Genomic DNA, 12,238 nt, shown 5'->3' with positions numbered 1-12,238 from the left:
TTTCATTTGCAATAGCTGTCTCCACTCATTTCGCAAAAGGATTCGGAAAGGGTCGATCAGCCGTTAACATTTATCCGGGGTATACCCCCCGTTGTTTACGGAGTCCCGAAGTCATGAGGCGTAATCTGCCGGTTACCCAAAAAGAACAATCTGTGGGGGAGCAGGACCGCCTGATTTCCGTTACCACGTTGAAAGGCGTTATCACCTACTGTAACGATGACTTCGTGCGTATCAGCGGATTCACTCGGGACGAGCTGGTCGGTCAAGCGCACAATCTGGTGCGCCACCCGGATGTGCCTCAGTCGGTATTCGCGCATCTCTGGGATACGATCAAGGCGGGCAAACCCTGGATGGGGATCGTCAAGAATCGCTGTAAGAACGGTGACCATTACTGGGTCAGCGCCTACGTGACCCCTGTTTTCGAGAAGGGTCAGGTTACCGGTTACGAAAGTGTCCGGACCGCGGCAACCCGCGAACAGATTGCCCGCGCCGAAAGACTCTATTCCCAGCTGAACAAAGGCGGCTCGGCGCTCACAACGCTGTCGAAAGTTCGTGGTGTGATCGACACCAGTTGGCCCTTTATCCTCTCTCTGATCGTCAGTGTTCTGGGGGTGGTCTTTGCCGATTCGACAACGGTTGCTGCAGCTGTGATCATTCTGGCAAACCTGATCGCTTTTGGGTTGGCCCGCGCCATGATCCGTAGCCGCTTCGAGGCCCTGATCGCGCTGCGGCCCGATGCCTTTTCCGATCCGCTTATCGCACTGACCTACTCGGATCAATATGGGGCCTTCGGCCAGTTGGCGATGATTCTGATCAGTGAAGAAGCGCGACTGAATACGGCCCTGATGCGGATCGAGGATACGGCGGTCGAGGTGCTTCGCGAATCGGGCCAGAGTCACAAGTTGATCAACGAGGGCGCCCAGTTTATTGCCCGCCAACGCGCGGAGACCGATCAGACCGCCTCGGCAATCCATGAGATGGCGGCGTCGATCCAGGAGGTTTCGCAAAACGTCACGGAAAGCGCCAAGGAAGCCGGGGAAGCCAACAGCCATGCGGAAGCGGCGGCAACGCTGGCGCGGGAAGCGCTGGATTCCATCGAGAGTCTGGTCGCCCGGGTGAATGATATGGGGCGGGCCATTGCCTCTCTCAGTGAAGCAACCGGTAGCATCGGCGAAACCGTCAATCTGATTTCAGAGATCGCTGAACAGACTAACCTGCTGGCACTCAACGCAGCCATCGAGGCGGCGCGGGCAGGCGAGCAGGGGCGGGGCTTCGCGGTGGTCGCGGATGAGGTGCGTTCTCTTGCAGCCCGTACCCGGGAATCCACCAGCCGCATCCATGAGGTGATCGAGGACTTCCGGCGACGCTCGACGGAGGCGCTGGAGGCGTCCAGCGATGGCGAGCAGCGTGCCGGTGAAGGTCTCGATAAGGTTCGGTCGTCGGTGCATTCCCTGCAGGAAACGGTGGAAGGCATCAACCGTATTACCGACCGCTTCCTACAGATCTCCGCAGCGGCTGAAGAGCAAAGCGCAGTGGCGGATTCCATCAACGAGCAGGTGACCCGCATTGCCCAGCTCGCCGATGAGAGCAACGATCGTGCGGACGGCGCCGACAAGGCCAGCGAAGCCCTGCTCGGTCTGGCTGACGGTATGCACGATCTGGTTGAACGTTTCCTGGGTTCCGATCGCCGGCGGCGTTAAGCCGGTGATCAGGACTCCTGGGCTTCCATGTGCTGGCGCAGGAGCTGATTGATTCGCGTCTGGTAACCGCGTCCCTGACTCTGGAACCAGGCCAGCACATCGGCGTCGAGTCGCATCGTAAATGCCTTTTTGGTCGGCAGACGCTCGCTCTCGGGCCCTGCCTGCGGGTCCAGGGCGCTGTCTCGCAGTGAACGGTATTGAAGATAGCTTCGGGCCGGGGTCCCGGCCTCGTCGCTCAGGTTCGATGCCTGGGCTGACGGATGGTCTTTCGAATTGATGATGTATTGCTGACGCAAAACGGTTCCTCCCTTTTCTCCCGGTTTAATGGGGCAGACTCAATTCTCCGCAGAGATTCTGTGCAACCTGTTGGCGCACCTGTTCTGGATGGGGCGTTTCCGCCAATAGAACATGCAGTTTGGTAAAGGCTGCCTCGAAGGTCATATCCGCGCCACTCACCACGCCCGCATCGTGCAGCACCCTGCCCGTGGCATAGGTTTCCTGGCTGACGCGTCCCCGCATGCATTGGGTAATATTGACAATGACCACACCCCGCTGACTTGCGTCGGTCAGCGCGGCGACCAGGGCCTTGTTCTGATGGGGCATATTGCCGACACCGAAACTGCTCATCACAAAAGCGCGGATCCGCGCATCCGCCAAGACGCGGCTGACAAAATCCGCCGAAATCCCGGGGAACAGTTTCAGGGCAACCACCGCATGGGGTTCGAACAGCGGCGCAGACAGCATCTGACGGGTGGGTGGCAGGGGCTGCTGCTGCAGGTGGATGTCGATCCCCACCTGACCCAGGTCCGGAAAGTTCGGCGAGTCAAAGGCTTCGAAGCCGGTGGCATTCGCCTTTGTGGTCCGGTTGCCCCGCATCAGGCGGCCGTTGAAATACAGGCAGACCTCGTGGATCGGGTAGTCACGCGCCAACAGCATGGCCGTGATCAGGTTGTCCTTGGCGTCGTTGCGCAGTTCCGTCAGGGGAATCTGGGACCCCGTCAGGATGACCGGCTTGTCCAGGCCCCTCAGCATGAACGACAGGGCCGAGGCGGTGAACGCCATGGTGTCGGTGCCATGCAATACCACGAAACCGGCGTAGTTCCGGTAGTTATGCCGAATCAGCTCCGCCAGCGCCGTCCAGTGGTAGGGCTGGATGTTGGCGCTATCGATCAGTTCCTCGAACTCCACATAGTCGAATTCGAAGTTGTCGCTGGGCATGGCCGCTTCCAGCCGCTGCCGCAGCAGGGATTCGAAGCCCTTGGTCGGCACGTAACCTTCATCGGAGCGGATCATGCCGATGGTGCCACCGGTGTAAATCAACAGGATGCGAGAAACCAAACCTACCTCCTTCGCGGCGCGAGCATCGTGCGCGGCTGCAACAGTTCGTCGAGCATCGCCGGTGACAGCAATTTCTCCTCTAGAACCAGTTCCACCACGCCGCGTCCGGTTTCGAGTGCCCGCTTGGCAATCCGTGTCGCGTTGGCGTAACCGATATAGGGATTCAGTGCAGTCACGATACCGATGCTGTTGCGTACCAGTGTCTCACAATGTTCCTGGTTCGCGGTGATGCCGCGAATGCAGCGCTCGTTCAGCATGGTGATGGCTTCGCCGAGCATGCGGATGCCGTTGAGCAGGTTGTAGAAGATCAGCGGTTCCATGGCATTCAACTGTAGCTGACCGGCTTCGGCGGCCAGGGTAATGGCGACGTCGTTGCCGATGACCTGGAAGGCGGTCTGGTTGACGGCCTCCGGAATTACCGGGTTGACCTTGCCCGGCATGATCGACGAGCCTGGTTGCATGGGCGGCAGGTTGATTTCGTTAAAACCTGTGCGCGGGCCGCTCGACAGCAGACGCAGGTCGTTGCAGACCTTGGACAGCTTGATCGCGAGACGCTTGAGCGTGCCGGAGAACATGACCAGGGCGCCGACGTCGGAGGTGGCTTCGATCAGGTCTGCGCCGGCTACCACCGGCTGGCCGGAAATGGCGGCCAGTTCGGCAATGGCGATGGCAGCATAATCGGGGTGTGCGTTAAGCCCGGTGCCAATGGCGGTGCCGCCCAGGTTCATTTCATGCAGCAGGGCGGAGGCCTGGCAAATGCGCTCGATTTCCTCGCGCAAGGTCACGGCAAAGGCCTTGAATTCCTGGCCCAGCGTCATAGGTACCGCATCCTGCATCTGGGTACGCCCCATTTTCAGGACCGGCTCGAATTCCTTGGCCTTTTCCTCCAGCCCCGCGATCAGGGTTTCCAGTGCCTCGAGCAGGGGAAAGGCAGCAAAGATTACCGCCAGCCGCGCCGCAGTGGGATAGGCGTCGTTGGTCGACTGGGACATGTTCACGTCGTTGTTCGGGTGCAGGTACTCGTACTCACCCCGACGCCGCCCCATCAGTTCCAGCGCGCGATTGGCGATCACCTCGTTGGCATTCATGTTGGTCGAGGTGCCGGCGCCACCCTGGATCAGGTCGACGACGAACTGGTCATGCCATTTTCCGGCAATGATTTCGCGGCAGGCCTGCTCGATGACCGAGGCCTTGTTGGCATCTAACTGGCCGGTTTGCAGGTTGGCAAAGGCGGCGGCCTGCTTCACCATCGCGAGGGAACGGATCAGCTCGGGAAAATGGCTGATAGGGACACCGGAAATCCGGAAGTTCTGCACGGCCCGCTGCGTCTGGATACCGTAATAGGCATCGACGGGAACAGGCTCTTCACCCAACAGGTCGTGTTCCAGGCGAAAGGCGGGAGTGGTGGTACTGCTTGCGATGTCCATGTTCATCTCGGAGAAGGGCCATAAAAGGAGTGGAATGACAGCGCTCATGGAAACATGGGGCAGTGCGACAGACAATTTCGCAGTTTGAACTATAATGGTGTGCCTGTATGTACAAACTGCATCAAACTGCGAATAGCCTGTCTTATGCAGGAAAATGCGGGTGTTTTAGGGGTGTGGATATGTCGTCGAGGGTTGGGGGTCGGTTGTGAGTTCGGATCTGGCAGAGAATCTGCGGCTGCTGTGCAGTCATTACAAATCCATTGCCGAAGTCTGTCGCCGGCTGAGTCTCAATCGTTCCCAGTTCAACCGTTACCTGAGCGGCCAGTACAAGCCCTCCGCCCATCATATGCGCAGGCTCTGCGACTTCTTTGGGCTGGAGGAACACGAAATCCTGATGCCGCATGCCCAACTCACGCAGTTGCTGAGAGTGCGGCCCAATCAACGCCGGGAGCGCAAGCCTGCGCCATACGGCGAGCATCTGGAGCGGCTGCAGCGTCTGGGGACTGCGGCGTTTGAGCCCTATCTCGGCTATTACTTTGAAACCTACCAGTCGATGGCCTATCCCGGCAGCATCCTTCGCACGCTGGTGCATTTCCGGGCCGATCAGGGCGGCATCTATTATCAACGGACCGAACGCATCGCCCGCCGCGACAGCGGAGAGCGGGTCTATCATGGCAAGTACCTGGGGATGGCTTTCCTGCTGACCGATCGTATCTTCATGGTGGATTACGAGTCCCTGACCGGCAACGAGATCACCCAGACTATTCTGTATCCCAGTTTCAAGAACCGGGTGGCTCGCCTGACGGGATTGCGGAGCGGCGTGTCAGCCAGCGCCGAAAGGGTGCCGACCAGCACCCGCGTGGTTTACGACTACCTCGGCCGTCGACTCAATCTCCGCGAGGCCTGGCGGATGTGCGGCCTGTTCCGTGAGGGCTCTACCGACATCGATGACAGTGTCAAGCAGGCGATTCGAAACGACCTGGAACCGGGCGAATGGCATTTCGAGGCGCGGCCGCGCTGAGGCCTGTTCGGTCGGCCCACCTCCGGGTTGGCATTCGGCTGCGATATCGCTAAGATTCCAACCCACTGATCCCGGCCACTGACAGGCCGGAACAGGTTTTGGCAAGGAAAGCCAAGATTTCCCCAAGGATTAAGGGCCGCTCTTCTCCTGTGCTCCTCTCCCTGCTTTCCGCCTACCTGTTGTTTCAAGGCAGAGGGAGTTATTGCCGTGCTGTTAGGCGCTGTTGAGCTGGAAGACCCTTTTAATGGCCGTTACGGCCTCGTCGATATCGCCACCTTCGACTGGCAGGTGGGCCGTGATGCCCGCAACCTGGCCCACTATATCCCCATCAACCACGACTACAGCGACGCCCGCCAACTGGTACGCTGGCTGGAGCAAATGGCGCCCCGCGACGCCTATCCTTCCTGCTGGTACGACTGCCTGATCAAGTCAGGTCAATGGCGTCCTGGCGACGGGGTGGACTCTCTTGACCATGACAGTCTGATTCAACGGGTGGCGGAAGCGGTTGTCGCCGGGAAGTTGGTGCTTTATCGGGAGAATGCCGCCGCCAGGCCAACCCTGCCCCTCTATCGGGCACCCGGATGGACGATGTCTGACCTGCTACCGCCGGTGGTCACGCCGGAAATCAGCAACGTCGCCAAAAATCGCGCGACCGAAACCGCACAGGAGCCCGAGACGCTCCACGACCTTCACCTGGAATATCACTGGCACGATCAAACACCGGTGAGCGGCCTGCCCTACAAGGTGGTGACGGGCGGTCAAACTTACACCGGCACGCTCGACAGCCAGGGTAAGGCACACCTGACCCGGCTCAAGCTGGGCAAAGCCCAGGTGACGTTCGGCGACCCGGACGTTAACCGCAAGATCAATGAGGCGACCGCCAAGCTGCAAACGGCTCTCGATGGTATGGTCAGCGAGACCCGGGCACGGGCCAAAACGATGGACGCCCAGTTGGCCCAGAGCGGCTGGCTCATGGAGGGGGTGATCCTGACCGGTGCCGTTTTCGATGGACTCTACCAAAGCGGCAAGTCCGGTGTCGAAACAATGGTGGATCTTGCCGGGGCGCAGTGGCACGCGGAGGCCAGAGCGGTCGAACTCATGACCCATGGAGACATGGCGCAGCTCAAGGCCGCATTGGAGCATGCGGCAGCCCAAGGCTCGGCAGCTTTGGACGCGCTTCAGCGTGGCTTCAAGACGTTGCAGGTCCTGGCGACCGATCCCAGGGTGTACCGCTTGCTGGCGGATTTTCCGGAGCGGTATTTCCAGGCGATGCCCCTGGCTGACAAGGCGCACATGTTGGGAAGCGTGGCGTTCAATCTGCTTCTGGCGCTGGTGACCGATGGGGTTGGAGAAGCGGCGTCCGCATTGAGCGCTTCGAAACAGCTCGCCAAAGCCAGGGCACTGATCCAGGATCTGGCGGAACTGATTCCCAAACGCCGCCTGTTTCGCGAAGCCGGCACGACGACGGACAGCAGGGTTAAGGAAGTCGGGAAAAAGCTGGCGGTACGCGAGCTGGAACACCGGCCACGTGCGATTCCGGAAACAGCGGAAACCCGGCCGGCAGCGACCGGCAGTGGCCTGGCCACCGACAGCGAATCGAAAATCTGTACTAACGGCTGCCCCATCAGCATGGTGACCGGCGAGGAATTGCTGCGTCAGGAGGATGCCTCGATTGAGGGGCCCCTGCCGTTCACCTTCATCCGCACCTATCGCTCCAGCGACTTGAGCGATCATGGCTTCGGCCATGGCTGGCGCCACAATGCCTTGCAGACCCTGGCAATCCAGGGCGATGACGCGGTACTCGTCGACGCGGAAGGTCGCCATCAGGCCATTCACTGGCCCGTCACGGGCGAGAAGACGCGCAAGGCTGCCGAAGGTTTGGTGCTGTATCGCGAAAGCGAGATGACGGTCCGCCTGAGACAGCCGGGACAACCCGACCGCCTCTTTGCGCCCGTTCCCGGCACCCCGGGCCAGTGGCGTCTGATGGCCCTGGCCAAGGGGCCTCATCGGCTGATGTTCGCTTATGACCGCGAGGAGCGCCTGGTGCGGGTGGCCGGGGCGCGAAATGGACTTTCGTTGCGGTACGGCGATGATGGGCGGCTCTGTGAGCTTAGGCGCTATCGCCAGGGCCTGGAGGCGCATCATCGTTTCCTTATCCGTTACAGCTACGACGAGAACGGTGATCTGGTGGCGGTCGAACATCCCGGCGGGCCGGGCGAGCGCTACCGTTATCGATCCCACTTGCTGTCTGAGCGCCAGCTTCGTTCGGGGTTTCGTTTGTTCTTCGAATGGGATAGGGCCGACGAAAAGGCGCGCTGCCTGCGAAATTGGGGTGAGGACGGTATCTACGATTACCGTTTCGAATGGGATCCGGATAACCGGGCCAGCTACGCGACCGACAGCCGCGGCATACGTCTTGGATACCGCTACAACGCGCAGGGTCAGATTACTGCCGAGATAGACGGTGAAGGACAGGCTTGGGTGCGTTATTACGACGACCGGGGCCGACTGTCCGCAAAGCGCGACCCTTTAGAGCGGACCGAGCAGTATCACTACGACGACCGCGACCGGCTGACCGGCGTGACCAATGCGATCGGCCAGACGACGTCGCTGGAATACGACGAACAGGACCGGCCAGTTGCCCTTATCGAGTCCGATGGCCGAAGCTGGCGCCGCCAATACGACCATTGGGGACAGCCGCTGGAACTGAGGCGACCCGACGGTAGTGTCACCCGTTGGCAGTATGACGAACGGGGTTATCTGCAGGCCGTCCTGTTACCTGACGGCCACCAGCTGACCTATCACTGGGATCAATGGGGCCGGCTGCAGGCGGAAGGGGATGCGTTCGGTCACTCGACGCACTACGACTACGATAACCAAGGGCGTATCGGTGCGATTCTCGATACGGAGAAGCGCCGAACCCGTTACCGCTATGACGATCAGGACCGCCCCGTCTGCATCGAACGCGACGATGGCTCCCGCATTGAACTGGTTTGGGACCCGGAAGGGCGCCTGCTCGAACGCACGCGTCAGGGTGCGGACATCGGAAAACTGACGGAAACCTTCACCTATAACCCGGCTGGACAACTCACACGCTACGTCGACGCGGCAGGTCACGCCACCGCCTATGACTATGAAGGCCTGTCCCAGGTAAAGCGCCGCATCAATCCCGACGGTTCGGTACTGGAATACGAATACGATAAGGAGCGCAATCTTACCGCGCTGATCAATGAGCGCGGCGAACGCTACGAGCTGGCCTACGATGGGGCCGAACGCCTGATCCGAGAAATGGGTTTCGACGGTCGTGTTCAGGAATATGGCTACAACGCCGCCGGGGAGCTGATTCAACACCGCGATGGCTCGCGGCACACCGATTTTGAGCGTGATCGTTTGGGGCGGCTGCTCAGGAAAGCCGCCAATGATGGTGAGACCGCACATTTCGGTTACGACGACCGCGGCTTCCTGACCCAGGCCGTTAACGACCACCGGGCCGTCCGTTTTGCCTATGACCCCTTGGGTCGCTGCACGGCCGAATGGCAGGACGATCAGGTGACCAGCCATCGCTACGATGGGATGGGCCGCAGGATCGCCACCGAATGGCCGGACCGCACTCGCATCGATTATGTCTATGACCGTGCGGGGCTGCTGGAATCGGTCCAGATGAATGGCCAGACCCTGACCCGCTTTCAGTACGATGCACAGGGGCGAGAGATCCGCCGCACCCAGGGGCAGCTCCTCACCGACAGCGACTATGACCCTCAGGGACGCCTGTCACGGCAGACCATCAAGCATTTCGAAGGCGGCCTTCGTCAGCAGCGGGACTATGGCTACGATGCCGCCGGACGCCTCAGCACATTGCGGGACGAACTCAAGGGCGAAACCCGTTACCGCTACGACGCCCGCGATCGCCTGCTGGCTGTGGAAGGCGACCTTCAGGAGCGCTTCGCCTTCGATCCCGCCGGTACCTTGCTCGGGCCCCCCGACGAAACCCTCGGCAACGCACCCGGCCCGGTCCGCCACGGCCGCCTGATCATGCAGGGCGATCGCCATTTCAGTTATGACGACGCCGGCAACCTGATCGAGGAACGCTGGGGCGCCAACCGCAGCCAGGAACGACATTATCGGTACAACGCCTGGAACCAGCTGGTGGCCGTCGAGCACAACGGCCAAACCGTAGAGTTCGCCTACGACGCCTTGGGCCGCCGCACCCAAAAATCCGATGCCTTTGGCACGACAACCTTCCTTTGGGATGGTGATGTCCTGCTGAATGAATCCAGAGGCAACCATCAACGCCGCTACCTCTTCGAACCCGGCACCTTCCGGCCCTTGGCGCACCTTGAGAATGGGCAGACCTATTACTATCACCTGGACCACTTGGGAACGCCCAGGGAGCTGAGCGACTACCGCGGGAATCTGGTGTGGTCGGTTCGATACAGCGCCTATGGCAATGTGGTTCGCGAAGAGGTGGCGGAGGTCCGGACACCGATTCGGTTTCAGGGGCAGTATTTCGATGAGGAAACTGGACTGCACTACAACCGGTTTCGGTATTACCATCCGGGAGTGGGGCAGTTTGTTAATCAGGATCCGATTGGGTTATTGGGGGGCTGCAATCTTTATCGCTATGTGCCGAATCCAATTGGCTGGATTGATCCATGGGGGTTGTCGGCGAAAAAGGAGGACTGTCAGGGGGTTGTGTTCGCCGGGCATGGCTCAATTGATGAAAATAACCATTTTGTTATGCCCCAAGGGACTGAGTTGACAGTATATAGTTTGCCAGGATCGACAATTACTGATGATCTTGGTGTTGCTATCGAGGATTGGGATCCGTTAGAAGGAGTCTATAAAAAAACATATAAGCCAGGAGATAAAATTCCAATGCTTACACTGCACCCTGATGATGGCCAGCTGACGATAAATCCAAATTCTTATCAAGTTAAAAGAGATACGAATATTGATGAGCTTTTGAAACCTAATATGGGAGGGTGTCGATGGGCTGCATGTACATGGAAGGCTGGACATCCGAATTCAAATATGATTTTTCATGTTGATGGTGTTTATAAACAATTAGGTACCAAATACTTTAAGCAGGACGGTGAGGAGTGGATTGAGATATGAAAATAGGAAGTTTTTCAGGTGGAATTTTTTCCCATGATAAAGATGATATTTATGTTGAGGACTACAAGGATGGACAAGTATTTCCTAAGCTTAGTTGTGAAAGAGATTCTTTGATTTCTGATTTGTTGTTTTTGTTGACTAATGGTCATGTTGTCAACAAAAGAAGGCATATTGCTTCATTTAAATTGCCTGATGGCGATTATGAGGAGTGTGTGGTTGAATTTATCGTTGATGGTGAATCAAAAAAAATCCCAATAATTGATTGTCAAATTAGAGTTTCAAATTGCTGTGGAAAGGTTTTTTATTGTAATTCTTCTATAATATATTCCATTTCTAAGTATAGTTATAGGCCTGTGAGTGATTTTGTGGCGGCAGTTTCTGAAAGTGTCCGTCGTATAAAGGGAAATTAAAGTGTCTGCGTATACCCTTAAATGACCCCCTGACATCGCTTCACGTTTATCGTCTCCTTGGGACCGCTCCTCGAAGTGGCAGCCCCGTAGGGCGCAATAACCGAAGGGCATTGCGCCGAATGAACCAAATACCAAAACTAATATGCCAAATTACCGCCGAGATTGGATGCCTGGCGACACCTATTTTTTTACCGTAACGTTACTACAACGGAAGAACAACGACCTTCTGATACAACACATCGACATCCTACGCCAAGTTGTCAAATCGGTTCGCGACCGACACCCCTTTTCGATTCATGGTTGGGTGGTGTTGCCGGACCACTTGCACTGCGTTCTCGAATTACCCCCTGATACGCGAGATTTTTCGACCCGCTGGCGCCTGATCAAGGCGGATTTTTCCAAACGGATTCCGTCTTCAGAATTCCGATCGCCGGTTCGCTAACGGCGTGGGGAAAGGGCCATTTGGCAACGACGGTTTTGGGAGCACCGGATTCGTGATGACAGTGATTATCGGGCGCATATGGATTATGTGCATATCAATCCGGTTAAGCATGGATTGGTGACGCAGGTAGCGGATTGGCCTTACTCGACTTTTCATCGGTTGGTAAAGGGGGGAGTTTACCCCTTGGATTGGGCCGGTGGTTTAGATGGGGAATTGAGTTACGGGGACTAACATACGGCGCAATGCCCGTTGGTTATTGCGCCCTACGCGAGCTGGGCAGAATTTTAATCATGGGCAACGTAGATAAAGTGTATCCGAGCGGCCTGAAGGCTGTTTTATATTTTCTCAACTATATCCCTGATGTTTATAACGAGGATAAATATAAATCTCTGTCCAGTATTTTGGAGAATAATTATTCTAAGGAAGAAGTTGAAAGATACCTTGATGCAGTGGAATGGGCTTTAAATAATATGAATTCTGACGTTAACAGAATTGATTCTGGGTTACATCAGTCTGATGAGGATGTGATGTTTTTTTTGAAAAAATTCAAGTTTTTATGCAACTCAGTCAATACACGTAGGGCGCAATAACCAACGGGCATTGCGCCGAATGCGTTGCGTCGACCTTCAATGACCCACTACATTCTTCGTCCCTTTGAAGACCATAACTCAGCATAGCGGCTCTGCGTTGGCGTGACTCAGGCGCTCTCCAGTCCTTTTCTCGTATTAAAAATTTCACCCCTCTGTCATTAACCCTCCCTACGCTGGAGCGGCTGTCTTGCCGCA

The 12,238-nt window shown here is 57.5% G+C and carries 8 protein-coding genes and 1 pseudogene; 6 read left to right on the top strand and 3 right to left on the bottom strand.

Annotation, left to right across the window (positions count from 1 at the left end):
• Positions 1-113: 113 nt before the first annotated feature.
• Complete coding sequence (locus CLR77_RS04835; RefSeq protein WP_097459417.1) at positions 114-1,700, top strand: methyl-accepting chemotaxis protein; 1,587 nt, start codon at positions 114-116, stop codon at positions 1,698-1,700.
• Between the two features lie 8 nt (positions 1,701-1,708).
• On the opposite strand, the gene CLR77_RS04830 is transcribed toward CLR77_RS04835, so the two are convergent.
• Genes CLR77_RS04830 through aspA form a run of 3 tightly spaced genes read right to left on the bottom strand, consistent with a single transcriptional unit; the run spans position 1,709 to position 4,465 of the window.
• Positions 1,709-1,996: a BrnA antitoxin family protein gene (locus CLR77_RS04830; RefSeq protein WP_198962661.1), complete on the bottom strand. Its 288-nt coding sequence runs from the start codon at positions 1,994-1,996 to the stop codon at positions 1,709-1,711.
• Between the two features lie 25 nt (positions 1,997-2,021).
• On the bottom strand, positions 2,022-3,038 hold the full coding sequence (gene ansA / locus CLR77_RS04825; RefSeq protein ID WP_097459416.1) for an asparaginase: 1,017 nt from the start codon (positions 3,036-3,038) through the stop codon (positions 2,022-2,024).
• A gap of 2 nt (positions 3,039-3,040) precedes the next feature.
• Positions 3,041-4,465, bottom strand: coding sequence for an aspartate ammonia-lyase (gene aspA, locus CLR77_RS04820; protein WP_097459698.1), 1,425 nt, complete (start codon positions 4,463-4,465; stop codon positions 3,041-3,043).
• A 205-nt stretch (positions 4,466-4,670) separates the two neighbouring features.
• On the opposite strand from aspA, the gene CLR77_RS04815 reads away from it, so the two are divergent.
• The 5 genes and pseudogenes from CLR77_RS04815 to CLR77_RS04800 all read left to right on the top strand — a co-directional run bounded on the left by CLR77_RS04815 (position 4,671) and on the right by CLR77_RS04800 (position 12,043).
• On the top strand, positions 4,671-5,486 hold the full coding sequence (locus CLR77_RS04815) for a helix-turn-helix domain-containing protein (protein ID WP_097459415.1): 816 nt from the start codon (positions 4,671-4,673) through the stop codon (positions 5,484-5,486).
• Positions 5,487-5,693: 207 nt separating this feature from the next.
• Entirely contained in the window at positions 5,694-10,601 is a 4,908-nt protein-coding gene (locus tag CLR77_RS04810; RefSeq protein WP_097459414.1) for an RHS repeat-associated core domain-containing protein, read from the top strand.
• Positions 10,598-11,011: a hypothetical protein gene (locus CLR77_RS19985; protein ID WP_143269362.1), complete on the top strand. Its 414-nt coding sequence runs from the start codon at positions 10,598-10,600 to the stop codon at positions 11,009-11,011. The genes CLR77_RS04810 and CLR77_RS19985 overlap by 4 nt, the downstream gene beginning before the upstream one ends.
• 142 nt (positions 11,012-11,153) lie before the next feature.
• Positions 11,154-11,684, top strand: a pseudogene (locus CLR77_RS04805) (REP-associated tyrosine transposase).
• Positions 11,588-12,043, top strand: coding sequence for a hypothetical protein (locus CLR77_RS04800; RefSeq protein ID WP_198962692.1), 456 nt, complete (start codon positions 11,588-11,590; stop codon positions 12,041-12,043). The pseudogene CLR77_RS04805 and the gene CLR77_RS04800 overlap by 97 nt, the downstream one beginning before the upstream one ends.
• Positions 12,044-12,238: the final 195 nt, after the last annotated feature.

The organism is Mangrovitalea sediminis (assembly GCF_002514725.1).
In the GTDB taxonomy this organism is placed as follows: Bacteria; Pseudomonadota; Gammaproteobacteria; order Pseudomonadales; family Oleiphilaceae; genus Mangrovitalea; species Mangrovitalea sediminis.
This window is presented reverse-complemented; position numbering and strand designations above follow the sequence as displayed.

Coding starts and splice junctions, on each gene's coding strand:
- CLR77_RS19985 (WP_143269362.1), top strand. CDS start 10,598: ATGAAAATAGGAAGTTTTTCAGGTGGAATTTTTTCCCATGATAAAGAT.
- aspA (WP_097459698.1), bottom strand. CDS start 4,465: ATGGACATCGCAAGCAGTACCACCACTCCCGCCTTTCGCCTGGAACAC.
- CLR77_RS04835 (WP_097459417.1), top strand. CDS start 114: ATGAGGCGTAATCTGCCGGTTACCCAAAAAGAACAATCTGTGGGGGAG.